At 64.0% G+C, this 20576-nt stretch carries 19 protein-coding genes; 11 read left to right on the plus strand and 8 right to left on the minus strand.

What is annotated here, in order from left to right; all coding sequences use genetic code 11:
- Window positions 1-96: 96 nt before the first annotated feature.
- Window positions 97-3789, minus strand: a complete 3693-nt coding sequence (locus tag AO684_RS01480) for a vitamin B12-dependent ribonucleotide reductase (RefSeq protein ID WP_054300977.1) — start codon at window positions 3787-3789, stop codon at window positions 97-99.
- 537 nt (window positions 3790-4326) lie between these two features.
- Window positions 4327-5208, minus strand: a complete 882-nt coding sequence (locus AO684_RS01485; RefSeq protein WP_054300978.1) for a DMT family transporter — start codon at window positions 5206-5208, stop codon at window positions 4327-4329.
- 156 nt (window positions 5209-5364) lie between these two features.
- Between AO684_RS01485 and AO684_RS01490 the strand changes: the two genes are divergently transcribed.
- The gene (locus AO684_RS01490; RefSeq protein ID WP_054300979.1) at window positions 5365-6264 is read left to right on the plus strand and encodes a DMT family transporter; all 900 of its coding nucleotides are present in this window, start codon (window positions 5365-5367) and stop codon (window positions 6262-6264) included.
- Window positions 6265-6306: 42 nt separating this feature from the next.
- Window positions 6307-7584 (plus strand): phosphopyruvate hydratase, encoded by a 1278-nt coding sequence (gene eno / locus AO684_RS01495; protein WP_054300980.1) that lies wholly within the window; start codon window positions 6307-6309, stop codon window positions 7582-7584.
- 69 nt (window positions 7585-7653) lie between these two features.
- Here the strand turns inward: eno and AO684_RS01500 are convergent, their stop codons facing one another.
- Window positions 7654-8316: a metal-binding protein ZinT gene (locus AO684_RS01500; RefSeq protein ID WP_235451186.1), complete on the minus strand. Its 663-nt coding sequence runs from the start codon at window positions 8314-8316 to the stop codon at window positions 7654-7656.
- A 158-nt stretch (window positions 8317-8474) separates the two neighbouring features.
- Here AO684_RS01500 and AO684_RS01505 point away from each other — a divergent pair, with 158 nt between their 5' ends.
- The 3 genes from AO684_RS01505 to rarD all read left to right on the plus strand — a co-directional run bounded on the left by AO684_RS01505 (window position 8475) and on the right by rarD (window position 10447).
- Window positions 8475-9104 (plus strand): pseudouridine synthase, encoded by a 630-nt coding sequence (locus AO684_RS01505; RefSeq protein WP_054300981.1) that lies wholly within the window; start codon window positions 8475-8477, stop codon window positions 9102-9104.
- A complete protein-coding gene (locus tag AO684_RS01510; RefSeq protein ID WP_054300982.1) occupies window positions 9064-9492 on the plus strand; it encodes a cupin domain-containing protein in 429 nt (142 codons plus the stop codon). The genes AO684_RS01505 and AO684_RS01510 overlap by 41 nt, the downstream gene beginning before the upstream one ends.
- Window positions 9493-9556: 64 nt before the next feature.
- A complete protein-coding gene (gene rarD / locus AO684_RS01515; protein WP_054300983.1) occupies window positions 9557-10447 on the plus strand; it encodes an EamA family transporter RarD in 891 nt (296 codons plus the stop codon).
- A 9-nt stretch (window positions 10448-10456) separates the two neighbouring features.
- Here rarD and AO684_RS01520 read toward each other — a convergent pair whose 3' ends face one another.
- Window positions 10457-11560 carry an anhydro-N-acetylmuramic acid kinase gene (locus tag AO684_RS01520; protein WP_054300984.1) on the minus strand — a complete coding sequence of 368 codons (1104 nt, stop codon included), beginning with the start codon at window positions 11558-11560 and terminating at the stop codon, window positions 10457-10459.
- A 63-nt stretch (window positions 11561-11623) separates the two neighbouring features.
- On the opposite strand from AO684_RS01520, the gene tyrS reads away from it, so the two are divergent.
- Entirely contained in the window at window positions 11624-12874 is a 1251-nt protein-coding gene (tyrS, locus tag AO684_RS01525) for a tyrosine--tRNA ligase (RefSeq protein WP_054300985.1), read from the plus strand.
- 48 nt (window positions 12875-12922) lie between these two features.
- On the opposite strand, the gene AO684_RS01530 is transcribed toward tyrS, so the two are convergent.
- The 3 genes from AO684_RS01530 to AO684_RS01540 all read right to left on the minus strand — a co-directional run bounded on the left by AO684_RS01530 (window position 12923) and on the right by AO684_RS01540 (window position 15038).
- Entirely contained in the window at window positions 12923-13798 is an 876-nt protein-coding gene (locus tag AO684_RS01530; RefSeq protein ID WP_161805972.1) for a calcium-binding protein, read from the minus strand.
- A gap of 177 nt (window positions 13799-13975) precedes the next feature.
- Entirely contained in the window at window positions 13976-14539 is a 564-nt protein-coding gene (locus AO684_RS01535) for a peptidylprolyl isomerase (RefSeq protein WP_054300987.1), read from the minus strand.
- The gene (locus AO684_RS01540) at window positions 14529-15038 is read right to left on the minus strand and encodes a peptidylprolyl isomerase (protein ID WP_054300988.1); all 510 of its coding nucleotides are present in this window, start codon (window positions 15036-15038) and stop codon (window positions 14529-14531) included. Before AO684_RS01540 ends, AO684_RS01535 begins: the two co-directional genes overlap by 11 nt.
- Before the next feature lie 134 nt (window positions 15039-15172).
- Here AO684_RS01540 and pgk point away from each other — a divergent pair, with 134 nt between their 5' ends.
- Together pgk and AO684_RS22470 are read left to right on the plus strand one after the other, a co-directional pair.
- Window positions 15173-16360, plus strand: coding sequence for a phosphoglycerate kinase (gene pgk, locus AO684_RS01545; RefSeq protein WP_054300989.1), 1188 nt, complete (start codon window positions 15173-15175; stop codon window positions 16358-16360).
- Between the two features lie 121 nt (window positions 16361-16481).
- Window positions 16482-17558, plus strand: coding sequence for a calcium-binding protein (locus AO684_RS22470; RefSeq protein ID WP_054300990.1), 1077 nt, complete (start codon window positions 16482-16484; stop codon window positions 17556-17558).
- 51 nt (window positions 17559-17609) lie between these two features.
- Here AO684_RS22470 and AO684_RS01555 read toward each other — a convergent pair whose 3' ends face one another.
- Window positions 17610-18485 (minus strand): calcium-binding protein, encoded by an 876-nt coding sequence (locus AO684_RS01555; RefSeq protein ID WP_054300991.1) that lies wholly within the window; start codon window positions 18483-18485, stop codon window positions 17610-17612.
- A gap of 330 nt (window positions 18486-18815) precedes the next feature.
- On the opposite strand from AO684_RS01555, the gene AO684_RS01560 reads away from it, so the two are divergent.
- The 3 genes from AO684_RS01560 to AO684_RS21160 form a co-directional block, all read left to right on the plus strand.
- Window positions 18816-19112: a septum formation initiator family protein gene (locus tag AO684_RS01560; RefSeq protein WP_054300992.1), complete on the plus strand. Its 297-nt coding sequence runs from the start codon at window positions 18816-18818 to the stop codon at window positions 19110-19112.
- A gap of 267 nt (window positions 19113-19379) precedes the next feature.
- The gene (gene pdhA, locus AO684_RS01565) at window positions 19380-20369 is read left to right on the plus strand and encodes a pyruvate dehydrogenase (acetyl-transferring) E1 component subunit alpha (protein ID WP_054300993.1); all 990 of its coding nucleotides are present in this window, start codon (window positions 19380-19382) and stop codon (window positions 20367-20369) included.
- A gap of 12 nt (window positions 20370-20381) precedes the next feature.
- Window positions 20382-20576: biotin/lipoyl-containing protein (locus tag AO684_RS21160; RefSeq protein WP_152968316.1), on the plus strand; the 195-nt coding region annotated here is incomplete at its 3' end.

The raw sequence follows: 20576 nt of genomic DNA on the forward strand, positions 1-20576 counted from the left end.
TCGCTTCATCCACTACACAAGAAAACAGGCGCAACAAATTGAAAAGGCGCGAACCTCTCCGGTTCGCGCCTTTCGTTTTCTGCGCCCGACAGCGGCTCAGCTACAGCCGCTGGTGCCGCCGCAGGTGTTGCACTTCATGCAGGTGCCGTTGCGGACCAGCGTGTAGTTGCCGCATTCGCCGCAGGGGTCGCCTTCGTAGCCCTGCATCTTCGCCTTGGTGCGCGCATCCAGCGAGACCGAGCCGGAGGCCAGCGCGGTCGTCGCGCCCATGGTGCTGCCGGTGGCGCGGGCCGCGTCGGGCATCAGCATGTTGACCGTCGCCGGATCGCCGCCCAGCGCGGTGGCGCCCATGCCGCCTTGCAGCACCACAAGCTCTTTCGGCAGCCGCTTGCGCAGGTAGCCGGTCGAGGAGATCTGCCGCAGCACCTCCAGCGATTTGGAGGCGGCGCTTTCGCTCACCGGCTCCAGATTGGTGTCGCGCTTGCCTTCGGCCACGCCGCCACCAAGCTCATCGAACGACGCTCCCTTGGGCGCGACATGGGCGAGATCGGTGCGGTCGAGATAGCTGACCGCCAGTTCGCGGAACACATAGTCCAGAATGGACGTCGCGTTCTTGATCGAGTCATTGCCCTGCACCATGCCCGCCGGTTCGAACTTGGTGAAGGTGAAGGCGTCGACAAACTCCTCCAGCGGAACGCCGTATTGCAGGCCAACCGAGACCGCGATGGCGAAGTTGTTCATCATCGCCCGGAAGCCCGCGCCTTCCTTGTGCATGTCGATGAAAATTTCGCCAAGGCTGCCGTCCTGATATTCGCCGGTGCGCAGATAGACCTTGTGGCCGCCCACAACCGCCTTCTGGGTATAGCCCTTGCGGCGTTCCGGCAGCTTTTCGCGATGGCTGCGCACGATTTCCTTCACGACCACCTTTTCGATGATCTTTTCGGCCAGCACGATGGCCTTTTCCTGCGGGGTGCCGGTGGCGAGGATTTCCTCGGCTTCCTCGTCATCCTCGACCAGCGCGGCAGCCAGCGGCTGCGACAGTTTCGATCCGTCGCGATAGAGCGCGTTGGCCTTGATGCCAAGCGAATGCGACAGTTCATATGCCGCCAGCGTTTCCTCGATCGAGGCCGAATTCGGCATGTTGATCGTCTTGGAAATCGCGCCCGAGATGAAGCTCTGCGCTGCCGCCATCATGGTGATGTGGCTTTCGACCGACAGGAAGCGCTTGCCCTTCTTGCCGCAGGGGTTGGCGCAATCGAAGACCGGCAGATGTTCGGCCTTGAGGAAGGGCGCACCTTCCAGCGTCATGGTGCCGCAAACATGGTCATTGGCAGCGTCGATCTGCGCCTTGGTGAAGCCAAGGTGGCGCAGCAGGTCAAAGCCCGGATCGTTCAGCTTGTCGGCCGGGATGCCAAGGGTCTTCTGGCAGAACTCCTCGCCCAGCGTCCACTGGTTGAAGACAAAGCGGATGTCGAAGGCGGACGGCAGCGCCGCCTCGATCTTCTCGATCTCGCGCGGGCCGAAGCCGTGGCCGATCAGCGCGGTATGGTTGATGCCCGCGCAATTGCCGAGGCTGGCATGGCCCACGGCGTAAGCCACGATTTCCGCGATCTGACCCGAGGAATAGCCCAGCGTTTCCAGCGCCGCCGGAACCGACTGGTTGATGATCTTGAAATAACCGCCGCCAGCCAGTTTCTTGAACTTCACCAGCGCGAAATCCGGCTCGATCCCGGTGGTATCGCAATCCATCACCAGACCGATGGTGCCGGTGGGGGCGATGACGGTGGTCTGGGCGTTGCGGTAGCCGTGCTTTTCGCCAAGGCTCAGCGCCTCGTCCCAGGCCGATTTCGCCAGCGTCACCAGCTCAGCATCCGGGCAGTTGGCGGCATCCAGCGCCACGGGCGAGACGTTCACCGCCTCATAGCCCGAGACATGGCCATAGGCCGCGCGGCGGTGGTTGCGGATGACGCGCAGCATATGCGCGGCATTGCGGCTGTAGCCCGCGAAAGCCCCCAGCTCGCCCGCCATTTCGGCGCTGGTGGCGTAAGTCACGCCGGTCATCAGCGCGGTCAGAGCCCCACAGAGCGCGCGGCCCTCGACCGAGTCGTAGCCCAGACCCATGTTCATCAAGAGACCGCCGATATTGGCATAGCCAAGGCCCAGCGTGCGGAAATCATAGGACAGTTGCGCGATTTCCTTCGACGGGAACTGCGCCATCATCACGCTGATTTCCAGCGTCACGGTCCAGAGGCGCGTCGCATGCATATAGGCGGTCGCGTCGAACCGGCCCTCGCTGAAGAAGGTCAGCAGGTTCATCGAGGCAAGGTTGCAGGCCGTGTCATCGAGGAACATGTATTCTGAACAGGGGTTCGAGCCGCGGATCGGGCCATCTTCCGGGCAGGTGTGCCAGGCGTTGACGGTATCGTGGAACTGGATGCCCGGATCGGCGCAGGCCCAGGCGGCATGGCCAACCTGATCCCACAGCTCGCGCGCTTTCACGGTCTTGGCGGTCTTGCCATCGGTGCGGCGCACCAGCGCCCAGTCAGCATCGTCCTTCACCGCTTGCAGGAAGGCATCGGTGACGCGGACCGAGTTGTTGGAATTCTGGCCGGAGACCGAGATATAGGCCTCGCTGTCCCAATCGGTGTCATAGGTCGGGAATTCGATGCTGTCGAAGCCCTGCCGCGCATATTGCAGCACGCGGTTGATATAGGTTTCCGGGATCATCGCCTTCTTGGCGGCACGGATCGCGGTTTTCAGTGCCTCGTTTTTCGTGGCATCGCAGGCGTCGGTCACGCTGCCGTCCCAGCCACGGATTGCGGCGAAGATCGCGTTCAGGTGCTGTTCGTGCATCTTGGAGCCGGCCACCAGCGAGGCGACCTTTTGCTCCTCGATGACTTTCCAGTTGATGAATTCCTCGATATCCGGGTGATCCATGTCGCAGATCACCATCTTGGCGGCGCGGCGCGTGGTGCCGCCCGATTTGATCGCGCCCGCCGCGCGGTCCCCGATCTTGAGGAAGCCCATCAGGCCCGACGACTTGCCGCCGCCCGACAGTTTCTCGCCCTCGCCGCGCAGCGACGAGAAGTTGGTGCCGGTGCCGGAGCCGTATTTGAACAGACGCGCCTCGCGGACCCAGAGATCCATGATGCCGCCCTCGTTCACCAGATCATCGCTGACCGACTGGATGAAGCAGGCATGCGGCTGCGGATGTTCATAGGCGCTGTCCGAGCGGGTCAGTTTGCCGGATTTGTAATCGACATAGAAATGGCCCTGACCGGGGCCGTCGATGCCATAGGCCCAGTGCAGGCCGGTGTTGAACCACTGCGGCGAGTTCGGCGCTGCCATCTGGCGGGCCAGCATGAAGCGCATCTCGTCATAATAGGCGCGGGCGTCGGATTCAGAGGTGAAATAGCCACCCTTCCAGCCCCAGTAGGCCCAGGCGCCTGCCAGACGATCGAAGACCTGCTTGGCCGAGGTCTCGCCACCGAAACGGGCGTCTTCGGGCAGTGCGGCCAGCGCCTCGGAATCGGGAACCGAGCGCCACAGGAATTCGGGCACGCCCTTTTCCTTCACGCGCTTCAGGATCGCCGGAACCCCGGCCTTACGGAAGTATTTCTGCGCCAGAACGTCCGAGGCAACCTGGCTCCAGCCCTCCGGAACCTCGACCGCCTCATTGCGGAACACCACCTTGCCATCCGGGTTGCGGATTTCAGAGGTGGTGGTCGAGAAGGACATGGCGCCGTATGCGCCGGTGGTTTCCGTCGTGAACTTCCGCTCGATCTTCATTGGCCCCGCCGTCCTTTGTCACATCTGCATCTGGCGGGTTTCCCGCCGGTTATCATTGTGCGGCATCGCATCGGGCCGGACGCAAAGAGGGCCAGCCTTCCGGTTTGGCGGAAGGGCGCGCGGGCATGGCCTCGCGCATCTTGTGGCATTTTCCTCAGAGCGGCCCCGCTGACACCAGATTTGGTGTCTCATGACGCTGCGACGACAAATTGTCGGAAATCCCGGGGTCGATCAACGGAAAAATCAGCCGCCGGGGCCGCTAATTTGTGTTGACGGGAAATTTACCCACAACGGATAGATGCGCGCGGCGACTCAGCCTGCTGTGGATGAAACAGGGGATGGCTTGCGGATGATCCGGGGCGGGACGGTGAAAAGCCCGGAAATCCGGCAGGTTCCCGGCGGGTTCTGCCGGGGCACCTGAACTGTGGAAAACTTTCCCTTACCCTGCGTCACCCGCTATAAGGCTCCCAAAGACGCCTGCCGCCGCGTCATGCGGGTGTGACCTGCCTGCGACACCCTGCCCGACCCGCCCGCGGCTCAGGTGCGGCGGTTGACGAGGATGATTCCCGCCGCGACCAGTGCGGCCGATCCCAGAATCGACGGCCCCAGATGCTCTCCCATCAGGGCCCAGCCGAACAGCAGGCTCAGCACCGGGGTGAGGAAGGAGAAGCTCGCCACCGTGGCGGCGGAATAGCGCGACAGCAGCCAGAGCCAGGTGATGAAGCCGCCCGCCACCACGACCGCCGCCTGCAACACCAGCAACAGCCAGTGTTCGGGCCGGATCTCGCGGATCAGCGGCCCGAAGGCCGGGGAGATGATGAGCAAAAGCGGCGCCGAGACCGCGACCATCCACAGAAGCTGCGTCTCCGGTCCGACAGCGGCAAGGCGCGGCCTGCGGGCCAGAAAGGCCGTGGCAGCCCAGCCGATCGCCCCGCCCAGTGCGAAGAGATCCCCCGCAAGACTGCCCTGCCCGCCGCTGCCCGTCCGGTCCAGAATGGCCCAGGCCGTGCCCGCGAAGGCCAGCACGAGGCCGACCCCGCGCAGCGGGCTGAGCCGCTCTCCCGGCAGGCCGAAATGGGCGGCAAGGCCCAGCCAGACCGGCATCGAGTAGAAGATGATGACCGCGCGGCTGATGGTCGTGAGGTCCAGCGCCACAAAGAGGCACAGGAACTCCAGCGCGAAGACCGCGCCGATCAGCAGGCCCGGCAGCAACGTGCCGGGCGTGTAGCGCGGAGGCTTGCCGCGCCAGATCATCCAGCCCGCGACGAAAGGCACCGCCAACGCGGACCGCAGCCCGGCAAAGAATACCGGCTGCAAGCCCTGGTTGGTCAGCTTCACGACGACCTGGTTCACCGCAAGCAGCAGCGAGATGCCCAGCAGGATCGCCAGCCCCTGCCCGTCCAGCCTTCTCTTTTCCATCGGCCCGTCTCCTGTGCCCGCCGCGCCAGTGGTGGCGGGCGGCGCGGGCGGATGCAAGGCCCTTCCTTTGCCACTTTGGCACTGGAGACTGCCGTGGCCTTCCCCTACAGATCGACGGGACGGCTTCTGGCCGGGAGAAACCGGAAAGGGCCTGCGATGACCGATACCCGCGACAACCTGCGCGGCATCCTTCTGATGGTCGCGGCCATGGCGGGTTTCGCCATCGAGGACATGTTTATCAAATGGGCGGCGGCGGGGCTGCCGACCGGGCAGATCATGCTGATGCTCGGCACCTCCGGCGGGCTGGTCTTTGGCCTTTTCGCACGGTTCCGGGGGGAGCCCATCTTTACCCGCCGCCTCTGGCATCCCGCCGTGGTGCTGCGCAATCTGGGCGAGATGACCGGCACGCTGGGCTTTGTCACCGCGCTTGCACTGACGCCCCTCACCACCGCCACCGCGATCTTTCAGGCCACCCCGCTGGCGGTGACGCTGGGGGCGGCGCTGTTTCTGGGGGAAAAGGTCGGCTGGCGGCGGTGGAGCGCCATTCTGGTGGGTTTTGTCGGCGTGATGATCATCATCCGGCCGGGGTTCGAGGGCTTTCGCCTCGCCTCGCTCTGGTCGGTGCTGGCCGTGGTCGGTCTGTCCGTGCGCGATCTGGCGACACGCCGCATTCCCGCCGATATCAGCACGGCGCAGATTTCGGCCTGGGGCTTCATGACGCTGATCCTGCTGGGCCCGATGATGCTGGCGGTCACGGGCGGCGCGCGGATGCCCGCACCTGCGGAAGCCGGTTACATGCTGGGGGCACTGGTCTTCGGCATCGCCGCCTACTGGGCCATCGTGCAGGCGATGCGGCTGGGCGAAGTGTCGGTCATCACCCCCTTCCGCTATTCCCGGCTGGTCTTCGCGCTGATCGTCGGTATCGTGGTCTTCGCCGAAAGCCCCGACCTGCCGACCCTTGCCGGGGCCGCGCTGATTATCGGATCGGGGCTTTATGCCTTTGCACGCGAGCGTTTGCGCAAACGATCCCTTCCCACACCGGGCGACGCGCGCTAAAGACGCGGCCGAGAGCACCGCTTCCCCACAAAGGAACTCGCCATGAGCACGATTATCGACATTCACGCCCGCGAAATCCTCGACAGCCGCGGCAATCCCACGATTGAAGTGGACGTGACGCTGGAAAGCGGCGCAATGGGCCGCGCGGCGGTGCCCTCGGGCGCCTCGACCGGCGCGCATGAAGCCGTCGAAAAGCGCGACGGCGACAAGTCGCGCTATATGGGCAAGGGCGTGCTGGAGGCGGTGGCCGCCGTCAACGGCGAGATCGCCGAAGAGCTGATCGGGTTCGACGCGACCGAACAGGTCGGCATCGACCGCACCATGATCGAACTGGACGGCACCCCGAACAAGGGCCGCCTTGGCGCCAATGCCATTCTGGGTGTCTCGCTGGCCGTCGCGAAAGCCGCCGCCGAATATACCGCGCAGCCGCTGTTCCGCTATGTCGGCGGCACCTCTGCCCGCGTGCTGCCGGTTCCGATGATGAACATCATCAACGGCGGCGAACATGCCGACAACCCGATCGACATTCAGGAATTCATGATCATGCCGGTCGCCGCCGCGAATATCCGCGAAGCGGTGCGCATGGGCTCGGAAGTCTTCCACACGCTGAAGAAAGAGCTGTCGGCGGCGGGCCTCTCGACCGGCATCGGTGACGAGGGTGGCTTTGCGCCGAACCTGTCCTCCACCCGCGTCGCGCTGGATTTCATACTGAAATCCATTGAAAAGGCCGGCTATCGTCCGGGCGAGGACATCTATCTCGCCCTCGACTGTGCCTCGACCGAATATTTCCGGGGTGGCAAGTATGAAATGAAAGGCGAAGGCCTGTCGCTGACCTCGGCTGAGAATGTCGACTATCTGGCGAAGCTTTGCGCCGATTATCCGATCATCTCGATCGAGGATGGCTGCGCCGAGGATGACTGGGACGGCTGGAAACTGCTTACCGAGACGCTGGGCAACAAGGTACAGCTGGTCGGCGACGACCTGTTCGTCACCAACCCGCGCCGTCTGGCCGAAGGCATCGCCAAGGGCGTTGCGAACTCGATGCTGGTGAAGGTGAACCAGATCGGCTCGCTGACCGAGACGCTGCAGGCCGTCGATATGGCGCATCGCGCGCGCTACACGAACGTCATGTCGCACCGTTCGGGCGAGACCGAGGACAGCACCATCGCCGACCTCGCCGTGGCCACCAACTGCGGGCAGATCAAGACCGGCAGCCTCGCGCGGTCGGACCGGCTGGCGAAATACAACCAGCTGATCCGCATCGAGGAAATGCTGGGCGAAGTCGCCGAATACGCAGGCCGCAGCATCCTGAAGGCCTGAGCCGCTTCTGCCGGAAATAGCAAACGGGCGCCCTGCGGGGCGCCCGTTTCGTTTTGCTGCTTGCCCCGCTCAATGCGCCAGCATTTCGGCCACGATCTGCGATTCCGTCAGATCGGCGGGGTAATAGGTGGGCCAGTTGGTCAGCTCCTCCAGCAGCGCCGCGCGATCATTGCCCCAGTAAAGGTGATAATGCCCCGCCTTCACCGGCGCGATGGCATGGTCGCTGAACTGGATGAAGGCCGGCGCCCCGGCATCGCCCGCCACTTTGCGGAAGACATAGCGCACACCGCGATTGCCCTTCTCATAGGTCAGGATTTCATAGCCGTCATCGGCATAGCTGCCCGACACCGTGCCCGCTGCGCTGTGAAAGCTCACCTTGTCGCCATGAATCTCGATCCGGTCCACGTCGGTCCTGTATCCGGTCTCGTAATAGGCGCGGTAGTCAGCGGCGGTCTTTTCACCGTGTTCGGCCTTGTGCTGCATCACCGGGTCCAGCGCCCCGCCCATCAGCAACGGATAGACCGATTGCCAGTCACCTTCCCAGTCGGACAGTGCCCTTGCGGCAATCTGGCTGTCTTCGAAATAGCCCTTGTAGACGGCATCATCCGTCGCATGCGCATGCGCGTGGCCGTGGTCATGGGGGGCCTTCTGCTGCGCAACCGCGGGCGCGGCCAGCGCCAGTATCGCCAGGCTGGCGAATGCCCCGATCCGGGTCATTGAGTGTTTCCGCATGTCCTGTTCCTTCATTCCGGGCTGTCCTCTGGTCTTCAGTCGAGTCGCGTATTGATATGTTATCTTATAACAAATCTTGCTTGAGATACCCGCCTCCAACAGACAGCGCAACCCCATGCAACGGTTTCCTTCCGCCCCTTGCCGTGGCACAACGGGCCATGGCGCGCCTCATCCTTCTGAACAAACCCTACGACGTGATGTGTCAGTTCTCCGGCGATGGCAGTCGGGCGACGCTGGCGGATCTGGTGCCGGTGGCGGGGGTTTACCCGGCCGGGCGGCTGGATCGCGACAGCGAGGGGCTGGTTTTGCTGACCGATGATGGGCGGTTGCAGGCGCGGATCGCCGATCCGGCGCATCGCATGGCCAAGACCTATCTCGCGCAGGTCGAGGGCGTGCCGGACGAACCCGCGCTGGCTGCCCTGCGCGCGGGCGTCACGCTGAATGACGGGCCGACCCGCCCGGCTGCGGCGCGGGCAATTGCGGCGCCGGACTGGCTCTGGCCCCGCGTGCCGCCGATCCGCGAGCGGAAATCGGTGCCCGATGCCTGGATCGAGCTGACGCTGCGCGAGGGCCGGAACCGCCAGGTGCGCCGGATGACCGCCGCCGTGGGTCTGCCGACGCTGCGCCTGATCCGCTGGGCGGTCGGAGACTGGAGCATCGACGGCCTCGCCCCCGGCGAATGGCGTGAGGTCGAGGTGCCGATGCCCGCCGCCCCCTACCGCAAGCCGCATCCGAAAGGCCCCCGCCATGACCGAAGCGCAACGCCTCATCGCCGCCCTCGGGCTTGAGCCTCACCCCGAAGGCGGGTGGTATCGGCAGACCTGGGTTGACGACACCAGCCCCGGCCGGCCCAGCGGCACCGCCATTCATTTCCTGCTGAAAGCGGGGGAGCGCAGCCACTGGCACCGGGTGGACGCAACGGAGATCTGGCACTGGCATGCCGGGGCACCGCTGATCCTGTCGCTGGCAGAAACCACCGAAGGACCGGCGCGCGACATCCGGCTGGGGCCGGATGTGCTGGCAGGCGACGCGCCGCAGGTCATCGTGCCCGCCCATCACTGGCAGGCGGCAGCCCCGACCGGCGACTGGACGCTGGTGTCCTGCACCGTCTCACCCGGTTTCCGGTTCGAAGGCTTCACGCTGGCCCCGCCCGGCTTCGATATTCCGCGAGCCTGAGCGCAATTGTGCCGGTGACAAGTTCGTCATGGTGACGGACCTGCCGAAGTTCTAGGCAGGAAGCATGAACACCGATACCGACTCGCCGCGCGGCCTTGCCTTCGCTCTGGGCGCCTACATGCTGTGGGGCGTCCTGCCCATCTACATGAAGGCGCTGTCTCATGTGCCCGCCGCAGAGGTGCTGGCGCATCGGGTGATCTGGTCGGTGCCGGTGGCGGGTGCAGTACTGATCTGGCTGGGCCGCACGGCGGATCTGACTGCCGCACTGCGCAGCCCGCGTATGCTGGCAATGGGCGGGCTGACCGCCACGATCATCTCGATCAACTGGGGCATTTATATCTGGGCGATCCAGAACGGGCATACGCTGGATGCGGCGCTTGGCTATTACATCAACCCGCTGGTGACCGTCTTTCTTGGCGCCGCGACGCTGGGCGAGCGGCTGAACCGCTGGCAGACGGCGGCGCTTGCGCTGGCAGCCTGCGCGGTGGCGGTGCTGACGTGGGAGGCCGGACGCCTGCCCCTGCTTGCGCTGAGCCTGACCGCGAGCTGGGCCGCATATGCCTGGTTCAAGAAACAACTGCCCATCGGTCCCAATCAGGGTTTCATGCTGGAGGTGGTGCTGCTGTCGCCCTTCGCCCTGGCCTGGATCGTCTGGCTGGCGATCACCGGACAGGGCCACTTCGCCAGCGGCGATCTGACGAACTCACTGATGCTGGCCTCGGCGGGGCTGGTAACGGCAGTGCCGCTGATCCTTTACGCCAACGGGGCCAAGCTTCTGCGGCTGACGACCATCGGCATCCTGCAATATGTCAGCCCGACGATGATCTTCCTTGTTGCGGTCTTCCTGTTTCACGAACCGTTCAGCACCGCCAAGGCCGTGGCTTTCCCGATGATCTGGGCGGCGCTGGCAGTCTATACTTTCGGAATGATGCGCGCGCGGCGCGCGCTGGCCTGAGAAACAGGCCTAGGCACCGGGCCGCGAGATGCGGCCTCCGCCCACCAGCGCCGGAACGCCCGTAGTGGCAGGCCCCGAGGTCGGCAGCCCGCGCGCCACCCGCACGGCAAGGTAGGCGAAAGCCTGCGCCTCCAGCATGTCACCGTCCAGACCCGCGGCCTCGACCGGCTCGACCACGCAGCCGGGCATCAGCTCGGCCAGATAGGCCATCAGCGTGGCATTGTGCCGCCCGCCTCCACCAACCAGAAGGCGCGTCACCGGCCGGGGGAAATGTTCGGCCCCGCGCGCAACCGCCGCTGCCGCCGCGCGGGTCAGCGTGGCCACCGCATCGGCGTCGGGCAGCTCCGCCACAGCCGAGATCAGATCGTGGAAATCGTTTCGGTCCAGAGACTTGGGCGGCATTCGCAGGAAGTAGCGATGCGCAAGGAAGCCATCGACAATCTGCCGCTGCCAGCGACCGGAGGCAGCGAGCACACCGCCCTCGTCGCGCGGCTGGCCGGTGCGGGCCTGCACCAGATCGTCAATCGGTGCATTGGCCGGGCCGGTATCGAAGGCGAGACAGGCACCCTCCGCCTCGGGCCCCGGCTGCGCGGGGTCAACCCATGTGACATTGCCGACCCCCCCGAGGTTCAGGAAGGCCAGCGGCTCGGTCGCGCCGATATGACGGGCCAGCGCGAAATGGAAGAAAGGCACCAGCGGCGCCCCCTGCCCGCCCAAAGCCACATCGGCGCTGCGGAAATCCCAGACCACCGGCACACCCAATACCTCGGCCAGTACGGCGCCATCACCGGCCTGATGCGTGCCCAGACCACCCGGATCATGCGCCAGCGTCTGCCCGTGAAACCCCACCAGCGCCGCCGATCCGAACTGGCTGAGCAATTCGGCATGGGCGGTTTCCACCACCTCGGCCGCAGGCTCCACTTCGGCCGCACCGGGCCAGAGGCCAAGGGCCGCACGGATCACCGCGCGTTCGTCCTCGTCATAGGGGCGATAGCCGCTTTCGCCAAAGTCGAGAATGCGTTCGCCATCCGTCAGCACCAGCGCCGCATCGACGCCATCCAGCGACGTGCCCGACATCGCCCCCAATGCCCAGACCGGCCCCGCCTTCAACATGGCTTCCCCTTGTTCGCCTGCACCGCTATACCGCGTCACGGCGTCATAAAACACGAGAGTCCGATGACCTACCACCCGAAATCCGACTTCATGCGCGTGATGATCGAGCGCGGCTACCTCGCCGACTGCACCGATTATCAGGGCCTGGACGAAGCCTTGGTCAAGGGGGTGGTGCCTGCCTATATCGGCTATGACGCCACGGCCGCCTCGCTGCATGTCGGCCACCTGCTGAACATCATGATGCTGCGCTGGCTGCAAAAGACCGGGCACAAGCCGATCACGCTGATGGGCGGCGGCACCACCAAGGTGGGCGACCCCTCGTTCCGCGCCGATGAACGCCCGCTGCTGACCCCCGAAAAGATCGACGAGAACATCGCCGGGATGAAGCAGGTCTTTGCCCGCTATCTGGATTATTCCGATGCGCCGGGCGGCGCCATCATGCTCAACAATGCCGAGTGGCTGGACCACCTGAACTACCTCGATTTCCTGCGCGACATCGGGCGGCATTTCAGCGTGAACCGGATGCTGAGCTTTGAATCAGTGAAATCGCGGCTGGACCGGGAACAATCGCTGTCCTTCCTCGAATTCAACTACATGATCCTGCAAGCCTATGATTTTCTGGAACTGAACCGCCGCTACGGCTGTCTGTTGCAGATGGGCGGGTCGGATCAGTGGGGCAATATCGTCAATGGCATCGACCTGACGCGCCGCGTGCTGGATCAGGAGATCTATGGCCTGACCTCGCCGCTGCTGACCACCTCGGACGGCAAGAAGATGGGCAAGTCGGCCTCCGGCGCGGTCTGGCTGCGCGGCGACATGCTGAGCCCTTACGAATTCTGGCAGTTCTGGCGCAACACCACCGATGCCGATGTGGGCCGCTTCCTGAAGCTTTACACCGATCTTCCGGTGGAAGAATGCACCCGTCTGGGCGCGCTGGCCGGATCGGAAATCAATTCGGCAAAGATCATCCTCGCCAATGAGGTGACAACGCTGCTGCACGGGGCAGAGGCTGCACAAGCCGCCGAAGCCACCGCGCGCGAAGTGTTTGAAAAGGGTGGTATCGGGGCCGATCTGCCGACGGTGGCACTGAATGTCACGGATCTGGCGGATGGCATCACCGCAGCGCAGCTTTTCGTGCGTGCGGGGCTTGCGCCTTCGGGGAAAGAGGCCAAGCGCCTGATCGCCGAGGGCGGCGCCCGTGTGAATGACGATCCGGTGCTGGATGCGGGCCACAAGTTCCATGCGGCCGATTTCGCCGAGCCGCTGAAGCTGACCGCCGGCAAGAAGCGTCACGCGCTGGTGACGTTCAGCTGAGCTGCCAAAGGCCCTGCCCCGAAGATTTCGGGACAGGGCAAATCTTTCTCAGACCAGAAGCTGATCGACGACCGCTTCCACCTGCGCGACAGTCAGGTTGATATTGTCGAGAATGATGGTGCCGCCATCCAGTTTCAGAATCGTATCGCCCCTGGCGTGCGAAACCGTGTAATCGCCCTCGATCACCAGCCTGTCCTGCACCCGCTGGAAGCTGGAAACCACGTCGCGCCCGAAATTGCCGGTGAACACGAAATGATCCGCTCCGGCATCGCCGGTCAGACGGTCATTCCCCGCGCCGCCGTTGAGCGTGTCATTGCCGGTGCCGCCAAACAGGATGTCCTTCCCGGAACCACCGGAAATGGAATCGTTGTCGTTGTTGCCATAGAGCCGGTCGGCGCCGCGCCCGCCGTCAATGGTATCCGCGCCGGTTCCGCCCGTAATGCTGTCGTTGCCACCAAGATCGCCGCCCAGCAGGTCGTTGCCGGTCCCGCCGTCAATCGTGTCGTTGCCCTTGCTGTCATAGATCACATCGTTGCCGCCACCGGCGAGGATGCGATCATTGCCCAGCCCGCCCTGCGCGGAGTCCGCACCGGCAAGAAGTTTGAGCGTCAGCGGCGCGACCATATGGAAGGTGCTGGTGTCGGAAAGATAGAACTCGTCCGCCTTGGCCGTGCCCTTGATCGTCCATTCCATATTGGCAATGGCGGTGCGCAGGCTGGACGCGTTGGCGAAGGCGCCCCCTTCCTCGGTGTCGATCACCAGCCCGAGGTTGCTGATGCTGCCCAGCGCCTTGAGCGTGGAGGGCACGAGAAAGCGAATGGACTGGAGCGTGCCACCCGTCAGGTCGCTGAGGATATCCGCTTCCGACGTCCAGGAAAGATCCGTCCCCGCGAACACCACCCGGATGTTCTGGTTCTCGACCACGATACGGTCGGCGGAGGCGGCTGTGATTGTAAGACCTTGATAAACCGATGACAAATACGCACCAAACTGGGCAAGCCCTGAAATTCCCTGCATCACAGGCATGTCTAATCCTTTCCAGAAAGACTTGGCCCGCAGCCTATGGCTGCGGGCCTGATTTCGTCAACGATTCCTGTGGTGTCACTCCTGGACGGTGACTTTCACCATGCGGTCCGGGGTGCTGACCGAACCGTTCGGCCCGTCACCCTTGCGGATCGCATCCACCACATCCATGCCCGAGATCACCCGGCCGACGACTGTATATTGCCCGTCCAGATGCGGCGCCGGGGCGAACATGATGAAGAACTGGCTGTTGGCCGAATTCGGGTCCATCGACCGCGCCATGCCGACAACGCCGCGATCAAACGGCACCGACGAGAACTCGGCCGGAAGGTCCGGCAGGTTCGAGCCGCCCATACCCGCCTGTGCGCTGCCACCGTTCTTGCCGAACTGCACGTCGCCGGTCTGCGCCATGAAGCCGTCAATGACGCGGTGGAAGACCACATCGTCATATTCGCCCGCTTTGGCCAGCGCCACGATCTGCGCCACATGCCTGGGCGCCACATCGGACAGCAGGTCCACCACGATCTCGCCCCTGGCCTGGCCATCGACGTCGATCACGAGGTTCGGGCCCGGCCCGTCGGTTTCGGCCAGAACGGGGGTGGCGGCCAGCAGCAGGGCCGCAATCAGGGCCTTAGGCGACATCGGCAGCCACCACGACCTTGATCATGCGGTCCGGGTTGGCCGGCGGCTCGCCACGCATGATCTTGTCGACATGTTCCATCCCCGAGATGACCCGGCCGTAAACGGTATACTGGCCGTTCAGGAAATGGTTGTCCTTGAAGTTGATGAAGAACTGGCTGTTGGCCGAATTCGGGTTCTGCGACCGTGCCGCGCCCAGCGTGCCCCGGTCATGCGGGAGCTTCGAAAACTCGGCCGGAAGGTCCGGCAGGTCCGAACCACCCGTCCCCGCGCGGCGCAAGTTGAAGTTGTTTTCCATATTGCCGTTTTCCACATCGCCCGACTGGGCCATGAAGCCCTCGATCACACGGTGGAAGCAGACGTTGTCATAGGCACCGGCACGGGCCAGTTCCTTCATGCGCTCGCTGTGCTTCGGCGCGACATCGGGCAGCAGTGCGATCACCACGTCGCCGTCCTTCAGCGTCATGATGATGGTGTTTTCCGGGTCTTTGATCTCGGCCATCTCGGTCGGTCTCCTTCTATCCGGGGCGCAAGGTAATGGCGCGGGCGCGCAAGGGAAAGGGCAAACCCGCGTGATCGGTTGACGCGGCGCACGCTTCGGCGGAAAGAAGGGCAACCGCTTGCGAGGAGGCTCTGATGGCTTGGAAGACACTCGACGACATGGATCTGGCCGGCAAGACCGTGCTGACCCGCGTGGACATCAACGTGCCGATGGAGAACGGCGTGGTGACCGACGCGACCCGGATCGAGAAGATCGTGCCCACGGTGAAGGATATTCAGGCCCGGGGTGGCAAGGTCGTGCTGCTGGCGCATTTCGACCGGCCCAAGGGCAAGGTCGTGCCGGAGATGAGCCTTGGTCATGTGCAGGAGGCACTGGCGCAGGCGCTGGGTTGCAAGGTGGTCTTTGCCGCCGATTGCGTGGGCGATGTGGCCAAGGCCGCGATTGATGCCGCCAGCCCCGGTGACGTGGTGCTGCTGGAGAACACCCGCTTCCATGCCGGCGAGGAAAAGAATGACGCCGATCTGGCCAAGGCCATGGCGGCGCTTGGCGATGTCTTTGTGAACGACGCCTTTTCCGCCGCGCACCGGGCCCATGCCTCGACCGCGGGGATCGCGCATCTGCTGCCCGCAGCCGCCGGCCGGTTGATGGAGGCGGAGCTGCGCGCGCTGGAATCCGCGCTTGGCAAGCCGGTACGGCCAGTGGTGGCCGTGGTGGGCGGCGCCAAGGTTTCGACCAAGCTTGACCTGCTGGGCAACCTTGTCTCGAAGGTCGATCATCTGGTGATCGGCGGCGGCATGGCCAATACCTTCCTCGTGGCCAAGGGCACCGAGGTCGGCAAGAGCCTCGCCGAACGCGACATGGCCGAGACCGCCCGCGCCATCATGGCCAAGGCCGGGGCGGCGGGCTGCACCATCCACCTGCCGCTGGATGTGGTGGTTGCGCGCGAATTCAGGGCGGGTGCCGCGAATGAAACCGTGGCCGTAGATGCCTGCCCGGCCGATGCGATGATCCTGGACGCAGGCCCTGCGACGGTGGCCGCGCTGGAGGGCGTGTTCACTGGTGCAAAAACGCTGATCTGGAACGGCCCGCTGGGTGCCTTTGAAATCGAGCCCTTCGACGCCGCGACCAATGCCGCCGCACGGTCGGTGGCCGCGCTGACGAAGGCGGGCAAGCTGGTGTCGGTGGCCGGGGGTGGCGATACGGTGGCGGCACTGAACAAGGCGGGCGCGGCGGGTGATTTCAGCTTCATCTCCACCGCCGGGGGCGCCTTCCTCGAATGGATGGAAGGCAAGGAACTACCCGGCGTCGCCGCCCTGATGTGACGCCTCCGCCACCTCCCCTGCTCAGGTGATTGACAGGATCGGGGTGACTGCGCCAGCACTTCATACAGGCCCTGCCGGAGACCGGCGGGGCCTTTTTCGAATCCATATTCAAGGCATCGCCATGGCGCTTACGGGCTTCCCCAATTTCCCCACCTTTCCAAATGTCTGGCAGGGCACTGACCGCAACGAAAAGAAGAACGGCACCAAGGGTGTCGATCAGTATTTCGGCATGGATGGCAACGACACGCTGTATGGCGCGGGCGGCAATGACATCCTTGACGGCAACCGTGGCAACGACAAGCTTTATGGCGGTGCGGGGCACGACACGCTGACCATTCTGGGGTCGGATACGCTCAGCGGCGGCACGGGTTTCGACTTCTTCGAAGTGGTGGGCATCAAATATGACATGCGGCTGCCCTCGAACAGCTCGGTCATCACCGACTTCACCGCGAAAGGCGCCAGTCACGACATCCTGCAACTGGCGAATTTCAACTTCAAATGGAAGGATCGCGATGCCGACCTGTCGGACGGTTTCTCGTTCCAGCGCAAGGGCAAGGATACACTGATCACCGCCGAGGATGCGGGCGGCAATGTCTACAAAATCCTTGTGAAGAACGTGCTGCCCGGCGCGCTGACCACCAAGAATGTGCAGCTGATCGACAAACCGGACTTCGGCCTGGCCGCCGCGACCGAGGCTGGCGAGGACTGGACGGGAACCCGCAAGGCTGACAACCACCGGGGGGGCGCGGGGAATGATTTCATCATGGGGCGCGGCGGCAATGACACGCTGCTCGGGATGGGCGGTGACGATTCGCTGAATGGCGAAAAGGGCGCCGATCTGCTGCGCGGCGGGCGCGGCGACGACCGGCTGTATGTTTCGGGCGGGGACAATGCCTATGGCGGCGCCGGGTCCGACATGTTTGTCTTTGCCTCGCATGACCAGCTTCCCACCATGACCGATGTGGGCACCGGCCATGTCCGTGACTTCGACGCGGCCAAAGACCGTGTGGAACTGACCATGTTCGGACTGGACTGGGAGGGCCGCGACGCCGGGCTGGAAGACGGCTGGCAGCTGCGCAAGGTGTCGAATGGCTGGAGGGTGGATATTGCCGACGGGGATGCGGGCCGCATCTCTTTCGTGCTCCACACCACCGCCGAAGCGCTGGACGAAACCCATTTCGTCTTCGGTTTCGCCTGAAAGCAAACGGCCCGCCGGATCGGCGGGCCATTCAATCCGGTGCCGGTGGGTTCAGCCCAGCGGCATCTCGTCGCCAAGCATACGCAGCCGGTCAGCCAGCGTATCCAGATCGGTCCAGTTCAGCACGCGGATGGAATCGCGCCCAAAGTCGATGACGACATCGCCGCCCCGCACCTCGGCATAGGTATCCAGCAGGTCGCGTGCATTCTCCATCCCTTCCCAGCGCACCGCTGCGATGTAGATGGAATCATCGACCGTCATATCGCCGATCACGTCCTGGCCGTTATGGGTGCCGAAGACGAAGGAATCCGCCCCGGCCCCGCCGCGCAGGCGGTCATTGCCGCGCCCGCCGTCCAGCACATCATCGCCGCCATTGCCCATCAGCATATCGCTGCCCCTGCCGCCCGACAGCGTATCGGCCCCGAAGCCGCCCGACAGCGTATCGTTGCCCGCATCGCCGCGAAGGTTGTCGAGACCGGCATTGCCCTGAATCAGATCATGGCCGAACCCGCCATGCAGCGAGTCATTGCCCTGAAGGCCGCGAAGGGTGTCATCACCGGCGAAACCGCGCAGGACATCGCGGAAGCCCGATCCGGTCATCGCGTCACCATCCGCAAACAGGAAGCGGAAAGCATCGAGACCGTTCGACCCGTCCAGCGCATCAACCAGATCCGCAGCAGACAGTTCAAGCCCCCGGATGCGCAGCACCGGATTGCCCAGCACCTGAAGGTCCAGGCCGGTCACGATGCCAGTGGCATCATTCGCACCGTTGATCGTGTAGTCGCCGTCCAGCACAACCCGGTTGCCGCCCAGACGCAGCGACACATCCGTAGGATCAGCGGTGTTGAGGGTACCGAAAGCGGCATCGTCATAGCGCGACAGATCCAGTCCGCGCACGAGGAATTTGGTCGGTGCAAGGGTGACCATAACTTGAACTCCAATAATGGCACTTGGCCGGAAAACTTAACAAATCGTTAAATCTCCCCTGCGGCCGGGTCAAGAAAACCGGGATGAAGCGCGCGGTTTCTGCGCCGCCTTCCCGAACCGCGCAGCGGGCTCCGCGACAATCGCCAGCCCCACCCCGTGATCTGCAATAAACCCGGAACAATCCGCCCGCAGCATGGCCGAATCGACCGTGCTGTGGGCCGCTTGCAACAGTCACGCGCGGACCGGGCCGGGGCGATTCACATAGTGATTCGGCTGTGTCATATTGGCCAAACCCTCCCGCCGAACGAGGAGGGACGAGGCAGATCGACCATGAATGCGCACCGCCCTTCCATTGGCAGCCTGATGATCTTCGCCCTGGCGCTCACGCTGGGCGGCTATTTTACCTTTGCCGCCGTGCAGGGCGATTACGGCGTGTTCCGCCGCGTACAGATCAATGCCGAGGCCGAGGCGCTGATTGCCGAACGTGACCGGCTGCGCGCCGAACTGGCCGAATTGCAGAACCGCACCCTGCGCTTGTCCGACGCCTATCTGGATCTCGACCTGCTGGATGAGCAGCTGCGCGATGTGCTGGGATATGTCCGCGCCGACGAGCTGGTGATCCGCTAGGTATTTGCCGAAATTTAAGGGGCCAAGGGGCTGGCATCGCCTGCCTGCGCTGACGCTGCGGCGGCAGGCCCTTCCGAAGACCGCCCTGTCCCGCCACACCGATCCCGCCTCGCCATTTTCACCCCTCGAACTGACGCCGCCGGCGCAAGGGCGCAGGGAAGCCCACGCCGCAGCGCGGCGAGAGTTTTACTTGCCAGACCCCTTATTTCTCCGATATTGTGCAGATAGTTTAATGCTGAACTATTTTGCCACATGGGAGGGAGCCGCATGGCCACCAAGAAGGCACCTGAGAGACCCAACGTCTCGAAAGAGGAACTTCTGAAATATTACCGTGAAATGCTGCTGATCCGCCGATTCGAGGAAAAGGCCGGGCAGCTTTACGGGATGGGGCTGATCGGCGGCTTCTGTCACCTGTATATCGGGCAGGAAGCGGTGGTCGTCGGGCTGGAGGCCGCGGCCAAGGAAGGCGACAAGCGCCTGACCTCGTATCGCGACCACGGACATATGCTGGCCTGCGGCATGGACCCGAAGGGCGTGATGGCCGAACTGACCGGGCGCATTGGCGGCTACTCCAAGGGCAAGGGCGGCTCGATGCACATGTTCAGCCGCGAGAAGCACTTCTACGGCGGGCATGGCATCGTGGGCGCGCAGGTGCCGCTGGGCGCCGGGCTTGCCTTCTCGGACTGGTACAAGGGCAATGACAACGTCACCTTCACCTATTTCGGCGATGGTGCGGCGAACCAGGGCCAGGTCTACGAGACCTACAACATGGCCGAGCTCTGGAACCTGCCGGTGATCTTCGTCATCGAGAACAACCAGTATGCCATGGGCACCAGCATGAAGCGCGCCACCAAATCGGTCACGCTTTATGGCCGGGGCGAGGCTTACGGCATTCCGGGCGAACAGGTCGACGGCATGGATGTGATGGCGGTGAAGGCAGCCGCCGAAAAGGCCGTGGCACACTGCCGGGCGGGCAAGGGCCCGTATATCCTTGAAATGATGACCTACCGCTATCGCGGCCATTCGATGTCGGACCCGGCGAAATACCGGACCCGCGAGGAGGTCGAGAAGATCAAGACCGAGAAGGACTGCATCGAGCATGTCCGCGACCTGCTGACCCAGGGCGGCCTTGCATCGGATGATGAGCTGAAAGCCATCGACAAAGAGATCAAGGCCATCGTGAACGAGGCGGCCGAATTCTCGAAAGACAGCCCCGAACCGCCGCTCGAAGAGCTGTGGACGGATATCTACGCATAAGGGAGGGGAAAGATGGCTACGCAAGTTCTTATGCCCGCGCTTTCTCCGACCATGGAGGAAGGCACGCTGGCCAAATGGCTGGTGAAGGAAGGCGATACGGTCAAATCCGGCCAGATCCTCGCCGAGATCGAAACCGACAAGGCCACGATGGAATTCGAGGCGGTGGATGAAGGCATCATCGGCAAGCTGCTGGTGGCCGAAGGCACG

It is taken from the genome of Gemmobacter sp. LW-1, assembly GCF_001303875.1.
Classification (GTDB): Bacteria; Pseudomonadota; Alphaproteobacteria; order Rhodobacterales; family Rhodobacteraceae; genus Gemmobacter; species Gemmobacter caeni.

Coding starts and splice junctions, on each gene's coding strand:
- AO684_RS01520 (WP_054300984.1), bottom strand. CDS start 11,560: ATGTTGAAGGCGGGGCCGGTCTGGGCATTGGGGGCGATGTCGGGCACG.
- AO684_RS01510 (WP_054300982.1), top strand. CDS start 9,064: ATGACCGAAGCGCAACGCCTCATCGCCGCCCTCGGGCTTGAGCCTCAC.
- AO684_RS01540 (WP_054300988.1), bottom strand. CDS start 15,038: ATGGCCGAGATCAAAGACCCGGAAAACACCATCATCATGACGCTGAAG.
- eno (WP_054300980.1), top strand. CDS start 6,307: ATGAGCACGATTATCGACATTCACGCCCGCGAAATCCTCGACAGCCGC.
- AO684_RS01505 (WP_054300981.1), top strand. CDS start 8,475: ATGGCGCGCCTCATCCTTCTGAACAAACCCTACGACGTGATGTGTCAG.
- AO684_RS01535 (WP_054300987.1), bottom strand. CDS start 14,539: ATGTCGCCTAAGGCCCTGATTGCGGCCCTGCTGCTGGCCGCCACCCCC.
- pgk (WP_054300989.1), top strand. CDS start 15,173: ATGGCTTGGAAGACACTCGACGACATGGATCTGGCCGGCAAGACCGTG.
- AO684_RS01555 (WP_054300991.1), bottom strand. CDS start 18,485: ATGGTCACCCTTGCACCGACCAAATTCCTCGTGCGCGGACTGGATCTG.
- tyrS (WP_054300985.1), top strand. CDS start 11,624: ATGACCTACCACCCGAAATCCGACTTCATGCGCGTGATGATCGAGCGC.
- AO684_RS01500 (WP_235451186.1), bottom strand. CDS start 8,316: ATGCGGAAACACTCAATGACCCGGATCGGGGCATTCGCCAGCCTGGCG.
- AO684_RS22470 (WP_054300990.1), top strand. CDS start 16,482: ATGGCGCTTACGGGCTTCCCCAATTTCCCCACCTTTCCAAATGTCTGG.
- AO684_RS01480 (WP_054300977.1), bottom strand. CDS start 3,789: ATGAAGATCGAGCGGAAGTTCACGACGGAAACCACCGGCGCATACGGC.
- AO684_RS01560 (WP_054300992.1), top strand. CDS start 18,816: ATGAATGCGCACCGCCCTTCCATTGGCAGCCTGATGATCTTCGCCCTG.
- pdhA (WP_054300993.1), top strand. CDS start 19,380: ATGGCCACCAAGAAGGCACCTGAGAGACCCAACGTCTCGAAAGAGGAA.
- rarD (WP_054300983.1), top strand. CDS start 9,557: ATGAACACCGATACCGACTCGCCGCGCGGCCTTGCCTTCGCTCTGGGC.
- AO684_RS01485 (WP_054300978.1), bottom strand. CDS start 5,208: ATGGAAAAGAGAAGGCTGGACGGGCAGGGGCTGGCGATCCTGCTGGGC.
- AO684_RS01490 (WP_054300979.1), top strand. CDS start 5,365: ATGACCGATACCCGCGACAACCTGCGCGGCATCCTTCTGATGGTCGCG.